Genomic DNA, 14465 nt, shown 5'->3' on the forward strand with positions numbered 1-14465 from the left:
GCTTTTGGCTTCTTGCGGAATATCTGGGCCAAATTTCCCCATGGAGACGCGCATTTCTCGCGTTTCTCTCGAATATTCGTAAAAACATGTCTTCACCGCTACGCATGGTGTTGACATTGGGAGATCTGTGGCGGCATCTGCGTTACCTGATAGCAAGGGCTTCCGCCAAGGAATCCGGGACAGGATCGAGATGGGCATGGAGTGGCAGAGCGAGGTCGACGTTGTCGTCGTCGGATCGGGCGCAGGCGGGATGCTCGCCGCGCTGGTGGCGGCAAAGAACCGTGCGGAAGTCGTGGTGGTTGAGAAGGACAAGCTGTGGGGTGGAACAAGCGCCACCTCTGGCGGCGGCATCTGGATTCCGGGCAGCGACCAGGCCAAGGCAATGGGCTTTGAGGACAATCTGGACGATGCTTTCAAATATGTCCGCGCGCTTTCGGCTGACAACGTGCCCGACGAGAACATCCGCGCTTATGTCGAGAACGCCGCGCCGATGCTGCGCTGGGTGACCGCAAACACCGGCGTCGTCTACACCTCGCAGCCCTATCCCGATTATCATGCCGAGAACCCCGGGGGATCGGTCACCGGATACCGCACCCACCTGCCCGAGATGTTCGACGGCACGCTGCTGGGCGAGGACCTCAAGACGCAGCGGTTGCCATCGCCTGCGGCGAGCCTCTTCGGCTATCTCAACTGGACGTTCGCCGAGACCTACCAGTTGCTCTATCGCGGTCCCGGCTGGCTGACGGGGCTGGCGAAGAACATGGCGAAGTACTGGTTCGACTGGCCGCTGCGCTTCACTTCGCGCAAAGATCGGCGGCTGACGCTGGGCAATGCGCTGACCGGCGCCTTGCGGGTCGCGCTGAACGAGGCAGGCGTGCCGGTGTGGCTCAAGACGCCGATGAAGGAGCTGGTGACCGAGAACGGGCGTGTCGCCGGGCTGGTGGTGGAAAAGGACGGCAAGCCCTTTGCCATCCGCGCGCGCAAGGGCGTTGTGCTGGCGGCGGGCGGGTTCGACAAGAACCAGCGGATGCGTGATGCGAACGCGCCGCTCTACAACAAGGCCTGGGCATCGGGCGGGGTGACCAGCAATACAGGCGATGCGATCCGGGCAGGGCAGGCCGTGGGCGCGGGCACGATGAACATGCATTCGGCCTGGGCCGCGCCGGTGTTTCATGTTCCCGGCGAGGACCGCGGGCGGCTGTGTACGATCGAACGCGCTCTGCCGGGGTGCATCATGGTCAACCAGAAGGGCCAGCGTTACCTCAACGAGGCGGCTTCGTACCACATCGTCGGCCAGCAGATGGCCCGGCGGCAGCGCGAATTCGGCGATGCCAGCCCCAGCTGGATGGTGTTCGACCGCAAGTATCGCCACCAGTTCCCGATGGGGCCGCTGCTGCCACTGGTGCCGGACTGGCTCCAATCGGGTGCAGTCAAGTCGATCCTCAAGAAGGGGCGTACGATTGCAGAACTGGCGCGGGACATGGGCGTCGATCCGGCAGCGCTGGAGCTGCAGATCGCACGGTTCAATGCAGGCGCGGCCAAGGGCGAGGACCCCGAATTTCATCGCGGCGAGGCGGCCTATGACAAGATGTATGGCGACTATCGCCACCAGCCTAATCCCTGCCTGAGACCGCTGACCGAGGGGCCGTTCTACGCCATGCCGATCTATCCAGGCGACATCGGCACAAACGGAGGCCTGCGCACCAATGCCAAGGCTCAGGTGGTTGACGATGCAGGGCAGCCGATTGCCGGGCTCTATGCCGTTGGCAACAACGCGGCATCGGCGATGGGCGAAAGCTATCCGGGTGCGGGCGTGACCATCGGGCCGGCAATGACCTTCGGCTATGTCGCGGCGCGGGACCTGACCGGGGCCAATGACTGAAGCGGGCAAGGTCGTCCGCATCGGCGGGGCGAGCGGGGCGCTGAATGACAGCGCGATTGCCGTGCCGGGGCTGCTCAAGGTCGAGGGGCTGAACTACCTTGCCTTCGACTACCTGGGCGAAGGGGCGATGGGCATCTTCCGGCGGATGAAGCAGGCCGATCCGCGCTCAGGCTTCCTACCGGATTTCGTCGACATCCACATCGGGCCATATCTCACGGAACTGAAGGCGCGCGGCATCCGCGTTACTGCCAACGCCGGGGGCATGAACCCGGAAGGCCTGGCCGAGATGATCCGCCAACGCGGGCGCGAGCAGGGGCTGACCTTGCGCGTGGCGACAGTGACTGGCGACGACGTCGAACATCTAGTGCCGCAGCTGCGCGCCGAGGGTTTGCGGGATATGTACAGCGGCGCGCCCCTGCCCGAGGGCGAGATCGGGATGCACGCCTATATCGGCGCGTTCGGGATCGCGCGTGCGTTGGATGCCGGGGCAGACGTGGTGATTACCGGACGCGTGGTCGATTCCGCGCTGATCCTCGGGCCCTTGATCCATGAGTTTGGCTGGGGACCGGACGATCTGGATCTGCTCGCAGCGGGCACGGTGGCGGGGCACCTGCTGGAATGCGGCGCGCAGGCGACGGGCGGGACCTTCACCGACTGGCAGGATGTGCCGGACTGGGCGAACATCGGCTTTCCGGTTGGCGAATGCCATGCCGATGGCAGCGTTGTGATGACCAAGACCGATGGCACGGGCGGCCTCGTTTCAGTGGGCACGATTGCCGAGCAGCTGCTTTATGAAGTGGGCGATCCGCGCGCCTACATCGTGCCCGATGTGGTGTGCGACTTTACCGGGATCATGCTGGAGCAAGTGGGGCCGGACCGGGTGCTGGTGCGCGGTGCCAAGGGCTATCCAGCGCCCGAAACGCTCAAGCTGTGCGGGACTTATGAAGATGGCTGGCGCTCGGTCGCGCTGATTCCGGTCAGCGGGATCGATGCTGTGGCAAAGGCGAGGCGGACGGCAGAGGCCTTGCTCGAGCGGGTTTCCGCCATGCTGGAGGAGCGCGGCTGGGGGCCGTGGCGGCAGAGCCATGTCGAGGTGATCGGCACGGAGACGGCGTGGGGACCGAGGGCGCAGGCGCTGGAGCCCCGCGAGGTGCTGCTCAAGATCGTGGTCGATCATGCTAATCCGGCAGCCTGCATTCTGTTCGGGCGCGAACAGACCACAGCGATCATGAACATGGCGGTCGGCACCTCGATCGCGCCGATCATCGCCGCACCGCGCGCCTTTCCGCTGACGGGCATGTTCTTCGGCCTGATCGACCGGCGCCGCGTGACGCAAGCGGTGGCGCTTGATGGAGTGGCGCTGGACTATGCCGATCCGGTCGTGCCTGGCTTCGATCCGGCGGCATTGCCGCCGATCGAGGGCGAAGCGGCGGTGATGGATGGGGAACTCGTTGAAGTGCCGCTGATCCGGCTGGCGTGGGCACGCAGTGGCGACAAGGGGCGGCTGTTCAACGTCGCGGTCATTGCCCGCGATCCGGCATTTCTGCCGTGGATCCGGGCGAGCCTGACCGTGGCAGCGGTGACGGACTGGTATCGCCACCTCTTCGACGCTCCCGCGCATGCGCGGGTCGAGCGGTTCGAAGTGCCGGGCGTCCATGCGATCAACTTCCTGGCGCATGACGCACAAGGCGGCGGGATCAACCTATCGCCGCGCTTCGATGCCGCGGCCAAGAGCATGGCGCAGCACCTGCTGGAGATGCCGGTGCGCGTGCCGGCGTCGCTGATCTGAAAGAGGACAAGCTGATGGCCGACGACCTGCCCTACCTTGCGCGCGGTGCGAAGCCTGTGGCGACCGACAGCACCGTGCTGGTCAGCAACTCCGATTACCTCAACGAGCCGCGCCTGCGCGACTGGCTGGCCACGGCCTATTTGCGCAAGAGCGGCAAGGATTCGCCCACAACGCTTGATGCGCACAAGCTCTATGGCATCCTTGCCGACATTTTCGACGTGCCGCGCATCGAGGAACTGTTCACCGCCGAGCGCAAACGCTGGCCCGAGCTGGACGCGTGGTTCGAGGAGGGCTTTTCGTCGAACTTTACCGTGGAGGAGCTGCTGGCCAATCCGGAAGGCTCGCTGGGCCACACCTTCGGGCGCTACTTGCGCGACAACGGCTTCGAGATCGACATCGTGCCGCGCTTCACTCCCCGCAACCAGTTCGAGTATTTCTCGCTCCGCAGCGGCCAGACGCATGACCTGGAGCATATCGTCTGCGGCGGCGGGTTCGATATCATCGGCGAACTGGTTCCCTATTTCGCGCGGCTTTCGAACCTGCCGCGTTTCCTCGATCCGGAACTGGTCGGTCTGATCAATGCCGGGCAGTTGCTGGGCGCATTGAGGCTCGTTTCGCGCACCGGGCTGCACTATCCGGCAGCCTTCCCGACCGCGCTCAAGGCCGTGCGCTGCGGCATGGATGTGGGCCAGCAGTCCGGACCATACTGGATGGCGAAGTACGAAGACGTGTTTCACCTGCCGCTGGCAGAGGCGCGGGCGGCGCTTGGCATCGTCGGCGCGGTGGACCTCGACAGCCGCGAGGCCTCGCTGCTGTGGCCTGAATACAGCTGAGCCCCGAGACAACCGAGGGGCTGGCGCTCTCGCGCCGGCCCCTCTCCCCTGTTGTAATGTGATCAGACTTTGGCAGATCAGAAGTTCACGCCCAGCTCCACGCCATACGTGCGTCCGCGTTCGTAGCTGCCGGTGAACAGCAGTACCGGGGCGCCGAAGCTGATGTAGCGCTTGTTGAAGATGTTGTCCCCGAACACCGAGAGCGAGACCTTGGCGCCGCCGAGGCCCACGTCGGCAACGCCCAAGCGACCGTTGACCAGCCAGTAGGCGGGTTGGCGGTTGCGGTCCTCCAGTACTGGCTGGTTGGTGAGAAGATCACGCAGCGGAGTGGAGGTGAGGTAGTATGTGCTGCGGTAACGGCCCTCGATCAGCGCAGTGACATGACCGCCGCTGCTGGAAAAATCGGGTGAGTTGTAGCTGGCGGCGGCGCGGCCGGTCCACTTCGAGAAGTATGTCGGGCGTGCGAAGGCAGCGACGTCCTGCCCGTTCAGGATGAACTGCTTGTAGTCGAAGTCGGTGTAGGACACGCTGCCTGAAAGGTTCAGGCCTGCGACCGGCACGACATCCAGTTCGGCTTCGAAGCCCTTGATCTTCGCCTTGCCTGCGTTGTCGAAGAACTGTCGCCCGTTGATGAAGTTCTGGGTCTGCAGGTCCTTGTAGTCGTTGTAGTAGGCCGCCACGTTCAGCCGCACCTTGTTGTCGAGGAACTGGGTCTTGGCGCCCAGTTCATAGCTGGTCAGGTTTTCCGGGCGATAGGGGATGCCCGAAAGGATGCCGCCCGAAACGTAGCCGGTGGCGACTTTCGCAAAGAGCGTGGTCTGTTCGGTCGGGCGCCAGGTCGCGATGCCGGTCCAGGTCAGCTTCTTGTAGGTTGCCTTGTAGTCACCAACGCCCAGCGAGCCACCTTGCGCGCCCGAGATCACGAAGATCTTTAGTTCGCGGTCGTCGATCGTGCCGCGCAGGCCGCCGGTCAGGTCGAAAGTATCGGAGAGGTGCCAGGTCAGCTGGGCATAGCCGGCCATGGAGTCGTTGATGCCTTCGGTGCGGGTGATGCCGCTGCCGAAGATGTTGTCGAGCGGGCTTGGCACGATGGTGGCAGACGGCGTGGGCGAAAGGATGCCGAGTACTTCGGTGCCGGGCGACTTTTCGTGGAAATAGAACAGGCCAGCGGTCAACTGGTACCTGTCGTTGGAAAGCTGGAACTGCAGCTCCTGGCTGAATTGCTCCTGACGAGTGGCGCGGGCGGAGAGCAGCGGGAAAAAGTAGTCGTTCGGTCCGGGTGCATTGGCCGGGTTGAACAGGATCGCCTGGATCTGCTGCGGGGTCAGTCCGGGGGTAAGGAATGCACCCAACTGCTGGAAAGTGAAGCGCATGCCGCCGGCCGAGCCGAGATCGAAGATCACCGGGTCCTGCCGGAACTTGCGGTAGGCGCTGATCGACTTGACGGTGAAGTTGTCGCTGGCGTCGAGCGTCAACGTCAGGCTGTGGCCCTGGGTAACGACGTGCTCCTCGCTGGTGGCAGCTGCGACTGAGGACAAGGGACCATTCAGCCCCTCGTTGGTAGTGCCGCCAAAGAACGGCTGAAGCGCCACGATGGGGCCGAGCAACTGCCCCGAGGCGTCGGGGATCACGCCAAGGCTCTGCATCGCGCGGCCCGAGGCACGGGTGTCGGTATAGTCGAAGCGGTAATCGGCGATAAGCGCGCCGAACTCGCCGCGCACCGCGATTTGCCCGCCATCGACGTTGCGATAGCCGAGCTTGTTGACGAAGCGCTGCGTGCCGAATTCGGGCGCGCGCAGGGCGATATTGAGACCCTTGCCGCCCATCGTGTTGGTCACGTCCCCATCGATCTGGTCATGCAGGTAGGACAGGCGGATCGAAAACGGGCCAATCTGCGGCAGGTCGAGCGAGACCTTGCCGCGGAAGGCATCGTAGTTGCCATAGGAGCCGGTGGCGTGCACGCCCCACTCGCCCTTGGGGGCGGCGGTGACGATGCTGATTGCGCCGGATGTCGCATTGCGACCGAACAGCGTGCCCTGCGGCCCGCGCAGCACCTCGACCCGCTGGATGTCGGAGAAGTCGAGCAGCGATCCCACGGCACGGCCGATGTACACGCCATCGATATACATGCCGACCTTGGGATCGACCGAGTTCGACGAGGTTCCGGAGGCGACGCCGCGAATGATGATGGTGGGGTTGGATTGCTGGCCCTGCGCGTTGAACTGCAGGCTGGGCGCGAGGCCGGCGAGGTTGCGCACGCTGGTGACGCGCAACGCTTCCAGTTGTTCGGTGCCAATCGCAGTAACTGCCACGGGAACCTTCTGCAGGCTTTCCTCGCGGCGCTGGGCAGTGACGATGATTTCCTGGACCGAGGCTGACTGGCCGGTTGTTTCGGCCTGCTCTTCAGCTGCGTTTTCCTCGGCGTGGGCCAGGGGTGCGAAGGCCAGCGCGCCAGCCGCAAGTATCGTGCCGCGCAGGAGCATGCTGTGGGTATGCCGTGCTTTCATGATGTCTCTCCCTCCGTTGTTTTCTGACGCCAGAGCTTGGTGCCGGGCGCGATGCAAAAGGAGCGGCAAAGCGCGCTGCGCTCGCCGCCCCTGTCATGCAGCAAGGTGGTCCGGTGATGATCGGACTGCCCTTCATTCGGCAGCTTCCATCATCGGCACGCCGTAGTTGGGGTCGTCCTCGTTGCAGAGGCGGTTGGTATCGTCCCAGCGGCTGTCGATCACGGGCGTGATGTTCAGTTCGCGACGGATGTCCTCGATCTGGACATCGGCACATTCGCGCCAGTCGACCAGCATCAGCGGGTACTTCCAGTTGCGGCCTTGCTGCGCGCCGATGAACTCCGCTTCGAGATTCACGACCATCGCTTCGGGATAGAACAGCGCGTCCTTCATCGTCGTCTTGGCCTTGAGGTAATAGGCGATGCGGCTGAAGAAGTTGCTGAGCTCGGGGTGGAAGTAGAGCGCCTTGGCGTGCATGTTGGCTGAAAGCAGCGCGATTTCGCCGCCATGGTTCGGGCCGAAGCCGGTGATCATGTGCTCGATATCGTGCGAAAGCGCGGTCTGGCGCAGGTAATAGGTGAAGTCGTTGACGACCTGAATTTCCTGGAAGAACAGATCGAGCTGGTAGCCCGAATTGACCATGAAATCGTGGATCTTCGCGCCCAGCGTGCCGGGGGCGCAGTCCTTGGTCTCGTCGATCGTGAAGTTGGACAGGCTCTTGCGCTCGAGCCAGCGCTTGAACAGCGGCAGGCGGGCCTTTTCCATCTCGAACAGTTCAATGATGCGGGGCATGTCTTCCAGATCGTGGAGGATCTGCGCCACTTCCGGGATGTATGCCGTGTTGGGAAGGTCAGGCCCGTTGCGGCGCAGCATCTCCTGCGAGATCAGTGCGCGCAGGCCCGCATGGTTGAGGTACTTGGAAGAGCTTACGAGGACCGAGCTTTCAGTCTCGATCTTCTGGATCCGGCCGTTGAAGTAGGCCCGGTCGGCATCGCCGATCTTTGCTTCGCTCATGTCGGCATCCTTTCCTGATGTTCTGCAAAGAGTTAGGGGGCGTCCGGGAGGGAGTGGACGCCCCCAGTGCGAGGGTTCATCTTGGGGATTTGGCCCTCGCTAAGACGGTCATTCCGCAGCCTCTGCCAGCGCAGCATCGTCGTTGGCGGGGGACAGGAACTCACCCGGCATCGCGCCGGTGAATGCGCCGTTCTCGAAAGTCGGAACGCCGTTCACAAGGGTGAGGCGGGTGGGCATCGCGGCGCGGGTGAAACGCCAGGTGGTGCGGCCCTTGCCGTCGGGCACGTCGTGCGCCTTGACCATTTCGCGGCGCTGGATCTCGTCCATGTTGAACACGGCAATGTCGGCGCGCTTGCCTACCGCGATCACCCCACGATCGTGCAGGTTGAAGTGGCCGGCGAGCTTGCCGGTCATGATGTGGATGGCCTGCTCCAGCGTCAGCTTCTTCTGTTCGCGGACATACTGGGTGAGCAGGAGCGCGTTCTCGCCCCCACCGCACAGCATCTGCAGGTGGGCGCCAGCGTCGGAGATGTTGCCGACGGTCTTGGGGTCCTTCATCAGCTCCAGCGTCAGGTCCTCGTCCTTGGGGAAGGGGGCCATGTGGACGGTGGAGCGGGTGCCGTTCTTGAGGATCCAGTCGGCCATAGCGTCGGAGCGGTGCAGGCCCAGGCTGTCGGCGTATTCCTTCAGCGTGATGTTCAAGGGCCCAGTACCGTTCTCGCTGTCGAGCAGGAACAGTTCCTGAGGGTTCTTGAGCGGCGAATGATCCCAGGCCTGCGTGTCCCAGCTTTCACGGGCACGGGCACGCCAAGCCGGATCGGCGAGAAGCTGCGCCTTCTTGTGGTGGTCGTCCTCAAGCACGACTTCATGCCAGACATAATCGTTCGACTGCGCGAAGATCAGCGACTTCACCAGGCTGAGGGTCGAGGTGGGCGAGACGTGGGCATAGCCCGGCCACACGTCGACACCGGCTTCGCGCATCTTGCGCACCGATTCCTGCATGGCGGGCAGGATGCCCTTCTGGAATTCGAGCGTCGGGATGGCCCCTGCAATCTGGCACTTGATGTTGCGGCCGCCGAGAAGCTTCGCGAGACGCTCCAGATTGGCCGGGCCGGTCATGCGCATGAAGGTGTCGACAATGACCTGGTAGCAGCAGCCGGGATAGCGCTCCATCACGTCGAACAGGGCTTCGAACTCGGCGTCGTTCGCCATCAGTGTCGGGACGGGGCGGTTCTGACCATCATGGTCGTGCATGTTGTCTGACATGCCGAGCGCACCAGCAGCGAGCGCGTCGTCGAGGAGTTCGGCCATCTTCGCGATTTCTTCAGGGGTTGCCTCACGCTCCCAGGCCTCGACGCCCATTGCTGCCAGGCGGATGGCGATGTGGCCGACATAGGCGGCGTAGTTCAGCGGTGCCTTGACGTTTCGTTCGACCGATGCGCGGTACTCGCTCCACTTGTTCCAGTCCCACGGCAGGTTCTGCATGAACGGGCCTTCGGGAATGTCCTCGAAGAACGAGAAGATGCCGATCATCTCGCGCTGGGCGGGCATGTATTTATGCAGCGGTGCTGCAGAGAAGCCGCAGTTGCCAAGGATCATCGTCGTCGCGCCGTAGCCCGGCAGCGGGTCGAGATCGGGCTGCCACCACATCGTCCCATCGTAGTGGGTGTGGCTCTCGATGAAGCCGGGGGTGACGTGGCAACCGCTGGCGTCAAACACGCGTTCTCCAGCCGGTGCGAGGCCTTCGCCCACCTCTGCAATCACGCCGTTCTTCACGCGCACGTCAGCCTTGAAGGCGGGTGCGCCGGTGCCGTCCACGACGGTGCCGTTCTTGATGAGGATATCGCTCATTTCATTCTCCCGTTGGGTTCGCGAGATCGCTGCATGTTGCGCAGCATCGTCCGCAGAATCTTGTTCGTTGGGTGCAGCATATGCATGGGTGCGGTTGTGCGAAGACGGGCTCTTGCCAAACGGATCATCCTGTTATCTAATTCGGATCATGACGCGATACGAACCTACGGCATCGGCGATGATTTCTGCTTTACGCCGTCATTTGCGCAAAGATGGATGGACAGTTCTACGACTTTCGCGGGAACTGGGCGTCGGTGAGGCCACCGTGAAGCGGTGGCTGGCGGGCAAGGGACTCACGATCGACCGGCTTGAGCGCATGGCGCAGTTGTGCGGGCTGGTGCTGGGTGACCTGGCGAGGGAAGCAGAAGAGTGCCCGGGCGATCTCGCGCATGAGCTGACGCTGGCGCAGGAGAAAGCCCTGTCGACCAACATCTTCCTCTCGTTCCTGTTCATGGCCCTGCTGGGCGGAGTGCCGGCAGAGGAAGTGGCGGCTGACTTCAATGTGCCGGCTGCGGCAATGGATGCTGCGCTCGAACGGCTTGAACGTCTGGCGCTGATTGACCGGTTGCGCAGCGGGCGCGTGCGGCCGCTGGTTGACCGCGCTTTGGTCTTTCGGAAGCAACCTTTGCGCTCCTTGTTCGAGGTTCACATGAAGCGCACGTTCTTCGAACTTGATTATTCTCAGCCTGAGACCGTCTACAGTGCAGAGACCGTCAAGCTCTCACCTGCCGGTGCTGCGCAATTGGCCGAACTCATCGAGCGCCATCACGTGGAAGTGCAGGTGCTTGCCGAACGTGACCGCGAGTCTCATGCGGGTGTGGCAGGTAGCGGTTGGTACGGCATGTTGAGCGTGATGCGCCCCCTCGACATGGAACCAATGCGTGTGGACGGGATCACGGCATGGACGGATGCACTAGGTGCGGGTGGTGCAAAGGGGCCGGTGTGAACGTCTTTGCGCAACCAGCACCTGCTCTTGGCATCAGGCAGAAACCTGAAAAATGTAACGCTAGCGTCCAGACTTGCTCAGGGTCATAAGGCTATGGCTGCTTCGAGGCGAGCGGCTAGCAGGCGGTTTACGACTCGGCGGACGGGCGATCAGCCTCGACATCACTGACTTCGCATGGGGCTGCCGCGACTTCATCAGTCAGGAAGTGGTTGCAGGTGCCTTTACGCAGACACCGTGCGATCTTCCGCAGATCTCGCGGCCCCCTGCACGGCACGAAGAGAATGCGGCCGCTAGCTCGATGCTTCCACCAGGGCCTTCCGAAGGGATCGCAGAAAGAGTTCCACATGCTCCTCTTGGCAAACCAGAGGCGGCCTGATTTTCAGGGTATCCTCGTTTGCGGAGGTCGTGCTGATCAGAACGCCGTCATCCCGCATGAGATTGACCACGTCCAGCGCCCGACCACGCCGCTGGTGGGTCGAGTCCGAATCCAGACCGATATCGACGCCGAAGAAGAGCCCCGCATTGCGGATGGCACGGATTCCGGGGGTTTCGCTCGCAATCTGTTCGAGCCCGGCATGCAGTCGTGCGGAAGCGGCCAGTACGCTTTCCATTATGCAGTCCCGCTGCAAAATGGTTAGCACTGCATCGGCAGCAGCGATGCCGACCGTATTGCCGGCAAAGGTGTTCGAATAGCGTGCTGTGTTGCCAAACTTCTCCATCGGAGACCGTCGACCGACCACGCCGCCGATCGGAAAGCCGTTACCCATCGGCTTGCCCAAGGTGACCAGATCAGGAACGATGCCGTGGCGTTCGAAGCCCCACATATGGGCGCCGGTGCGGCCAAAGCCGGGTTGCACTTCGTCCGATATGACCAACCCGCCAACCTCGCGCACTGCCTCGACCGCGCCCGCAATGAAGCCCGGGGGATCGATCCAGACGCCGTCGCTGGAAAAAATGCTGTCGAACAGCAGCGCGGCGACGCCGATGCCACGACGCTGCAAGTCGGCGATCGCCGCACGAACTTCAGCTTCGAAGAAGCCGGAGGCGTCTGCATCGGACACACCCGCAGGGCCGGGAAGGCGCGCGATTCTTGCGTAGGGACTCAGGTTCACAGCAGCGCCCAGGTTCGGAGAGACCGCGGCTACAGCAGCACTGGTGCCGTGATAGGCGTAAGACGTAACGATGACCCCTTCGCCACCGCTCGCGAGACGCGCGATGCGCAGGGCAAGGTCGTTGGATTCGCTGCCGGTGCAGGTGAAGACCACGCGGTCCAGCTCGGGCGGAAATGTTGATGTGAGCCGCTCGGCATATTCCACCAGCCTCGGCTCGAGATATCGCGTGTTGGCGTTGAGCCGCGCGGCCTGCTCGGCCATCGCCGCATTCACTTCGGGGTGGCAGTGGCCGAGCGAAGGCACATTGTTGTAGAAATCAAGGTAGGGCCGATCGTCCGGATCGTAGAGCCACATGCCTTCGCCCCGGACAAAGTGTACAGGCTTGCGGTATTGTAGCCGATAGGATGCGCCGAGCACAGCATCCCGCCGTGCGATCAACTCGGCCTCGCGCTCCGACAGTTCCGCATCGCCGGGGCGGTAACGATTGGGCATGAGATCTACAGACATCAATTCTCGCCTCATGTTCGGGTATCAGGTTGTCGTCAGGAACGTGACTTTTGCGCCTCAGGCTGCTGCAGTTTCGCTTCGGCTCAGGAGCGCCAACCCTCTCTCGGCCCTGTGGACGTTCTTCATGATGTAGCAAGCCGCATCGGGGAAAAGATGCGCTCGCCAATGATTGATAAGGATGAGCGCACCTTGGCGCGCACGCATCAGGCCAGGCAGCAACTCGACCTCGAGCGCCGAGAGGGGCAGGATGGAGGCATAGCCTGCGATCAGATGCTCGGCTCCCCCCAATGGCAATGCAGGATCGCTAACGAAGTGTCCCGCAGCAATGGCGAGGTCCTGCAAGCGCGGGTTCCAGCCGCCGTCGCCGAAGTCGATGAAGGCCACGCCTTGCGGCGTTGCGATCATGTTGAAAGGGCTCGGATCGTTGTGAGTGGCCTGCCAGTCCAGTTCGCCAAGTCGGGGCGCGATGGCTTCGGAATAGTCCGCCATAGCCTGCCGCACATGGCAGGCGGTGGGTCCTTCGGGGACGTAACGCTGCAGGCGGGCCAAGCCATTCCAGCATTGGAGGTTCCACAGGACCGGCCGCCGGGCGCCGGGCAGTTCAAGGGTGGCCATGGCACGGTTTAGCCGCGCCAACCCCGCGCCTACATCGTGCAGCAAGGCGGGTGAATGCACGAGCGTGTGCAGGGCTGGCCCATCGACACAGGTCTGGAGGTATCCGCCCGTATCCTCATGCTCGAATAGCAAGCCGCCTTGATCTGTGCGGATCACACGCGGGACAATGACGTCGGCGGCATTCTCGAGTTCGGCGAGAACGGCGCTTTGGAAGCGAAAGCTATCACACGCGGACACCCTGTTTGAGGTCTTGAGGATCAGGCGCTGGCCATCGGCAAGCATCGCCACACAAGTGCGCTCGACCTCGGACGACAGCGTTGTGAGGGCAGCCTTGATCCCGTAGTATGCATGCAGCAGGAACTCGCCGGTTTCTGGCTCGGCTGTGTCCGGAAGCTGCGCAAGGCTTTCGGCGGCAGCGCGCAGGAATGCGGGGCCATCACCAAAATGTGCTGCAATGGGTGCGGTGGGCGCCATGGCATTCACCCCGGCGAACCGAGACTCACAGCCCGAATACTGCGGGCAGGCGTGTGATGTCTGGAATTTCGCTATATTCGTAGAATGGATTGGCTGGCTCGTGGCCACGGTTGACCCAGACCTTGCTTTTGATGCCGATGTCATAGGCCGACATCAGATCGTGTCGGAACGAGGAGGAGACGTGAGTAATGTCCTCCGGTCCGCATCCAAGTGTGTCGAACATGTACTCGAACGCCTGCAGATGCGGTTTGTAGGCTCCGGCATCCTCAGCGGTCAGAACGGCGTGGAAGGGTGCGCCCAGCTTCGCCACATTCTTCGGTATCTGTGCGTTCATCGAATTGGTCAGGATTACCAGGGGGATATGCCGTGCCAGTTTTGCGAGACCCTCTGGTACATCTGCATGGGGCCCCCAAGTGGGCACCCGGTTGTAGATTTCCTCGGCCTGTTCCGGCCTGAACGAGACGTTGTTGCGCTTGCAGGTGCGTTCCAGGGCCTTGTACACCACTTCGCTATACGGCTTCCAATCGCGCAGCACTTCATCGAGACGATATGCCTGGAAGTTGCGGATGAACTCGACCATGCGCGGCTCGTCTAGCAAATGACCAAAATGATCGCGTGCGGCATCTGCCATCTGGAAATTGATCAGCGTACCGTGACAATCGAAAGTCACATACTTGGGGCGAAAGTGGCTCATGGCGGCTTCCTCATCCTTGCGGTGCCGCCGTTAGTAATCGCCGCGATGAAATGGGTTTTGCCGAATGTGTGAGGCTTTCGGCAGAATTTGCCGAGATTTCGGTTCCCGGCCGCTCAAGACCAACGATTGCGCGCGTATATGAGTATTTCCTCAAATAAGCTTGTATATTTACATATATCAACACCAATTCGTGTCTTGTGTCCTAGTTTCAATGGTTTGCAGGCGATAAACCTGTCCATTGTGT

10 protein-coding genes are annotated in these 14465 nt (G+C 62.5%); 4 read left to right on the forward strand and 6 right to left on the reverse strand.

Translation table 11 applies throughout. From position 1 onward, the window contains the following. The first annotated feature begins 196 nt into the window (after positions 1-196). Genes NJ75_RS15400 through NJ75_RS15410 form a run of 3 tightly spaced genes read left to right on the forward strand, consistent with a single transcriptional unit; the run spans position 197 to position 4504 of the window. Entirely contained in the window at positions 197-1882 is a 1686-nt protein-coding gene (locus NJ75_RS15400; protein WP_039336062.1) for an FAD-dependent oxidoreductase, read from the forward strand. Then, a complete protein-coding gene (locus tag NJ75_RS15405) occupies positions 1875-3671 on the forward strand; it encodes an acyclic terpene utilization AtuA family protein (protein ID WP_039335996.1) in 1797 nt (598 codons plus the stop codon). The genes NJ75_RS15400 and NJ75_RS15405 overlap by 8 nt, the downstream gene beginning before the upstream one ends. A 14-nt stretch (positions 3672-3685) precedes the next feature. Next, positions 3686-4504 carry a Coq4 family protein gene (locus tag NJ75_RS15410; RefSeq protein ID WP_039335997.1) on the forward strand — a complete coding sequence of 273 codons (819 nt, stop codon included), beginning with the start codon at positions 3686-3688 and terminating at the stop codon, positions 4502-4504. A 77-nt stretch (positions 4505-4581) separates the two neighbouring features. Here the strand turns inward: NJ75_RS15410 and NJ75_RS15415 are convergent, their stop codons facing one another. From NJ75_RS15415 to NJ75_RS15425, 3 genes are all read right to left on the reverse strand, one after another. Next, positions 4582-7011 (reverse strand): TonB-dependent receptor, encoded by a 2430-nt coding sequence (locus NJ75_RS15415; protein WP_174544610.1) that lies wholly within the window; start codon positions 7009-7011, stop codon positions 4582-4584. 132 nt (positions 7012-7143) lie between these two features. Beyond that, entirely contained in the window at positions 7144-8022 is an 879-nt protein-coding gene (locus NJ75_RS15420; protein ID WP_039335999.1) for a Coq4 family protein, read from the reverse strand. Positions 8023-8130: 108 nt separating this feature from the next. Beyond that, the gene (locus NJ75_RS15425) at positions 8131-9873 is read right to left on the reverse strand and encodes a D-aminoacylase (protein ID WP_039336001.1); all 1743 of its coding nucleotides are present in this window, start codon (positions 9871-9873) and stop codon (positions 8131-8133) included. 148 nt (positions 9874-10021) lie between these two features. On the opposite strand from NJ75_RS15425, the gene NJ75_RS15430 reads away from it, so the two are divergent. After that, entirely contained in the window at positions 10022-10819 is a 798-nt protein-coding gene (locus NJ75_RS15430; protein WP_174544609.1) for a helix-turn-helix domain-containing protein, read from the forward strand. Between the two features lie 290 nt (positions 10820-11109). Here the strand turns inward: NJ75_RS15430 and NJ75_RS15435 are convergent, their stop codons facing one another. Genes NJ75_RS15435 through NJ75_RS15445 form a run of 3 tightly spaced genes read right to left on the reverse strand, consistent with a single transcriptional unit; the run spans position 11110 to position 14221 of the window. Next, positions 11110-12438 (reverse strand): aspartate aminotransferase family protein, encoded by a 1329-nt coding sequence (locus NJ75_RS15435; protein WP_039336003.1) that lies wholly within the window; start codon positions 12436-12438, stop codon positions 11110-11112. A 57-nt stretch (positions 12439-12495) separates the two neighbouring features. Then, positions 12496-13527 carry a phosphotransferase enzyme family protein gene (locus NJ75_RS15440; RefSeq protein WP_082013417.1) on the reverse strand — a complete coding sequence of 344 codons (1032 nt, stop codon included), beginning with the start codon at positions 13525-13527 and terminating at the stop codon, positions 12496-12498. Between the two features lie 25 nt (positions 13528-13552). Beyond that, complete coding sequence (locus NJ75_RS15445; RefSeq protein WP_039336005.1) at positions 13553-14221, reverse strand: haloacid dehalogenase type II; 669 nt, start codon at positions 14219-14221, stop codon at positions 13553-13555. Positions 14222-14465 lie beyond the last annotated feature (244 nt).

Source organism: Novosphingobium subterraneum (genome assembly GCF_000807925.1).
Classification (GTDB): domain Bacteria; phylum Pseudomonadota; class Alphaproteobacteria; order Sphingomonadales; family Sphingomonadaceae; genus Novosphingobium; species Novosphingobium subterraneum.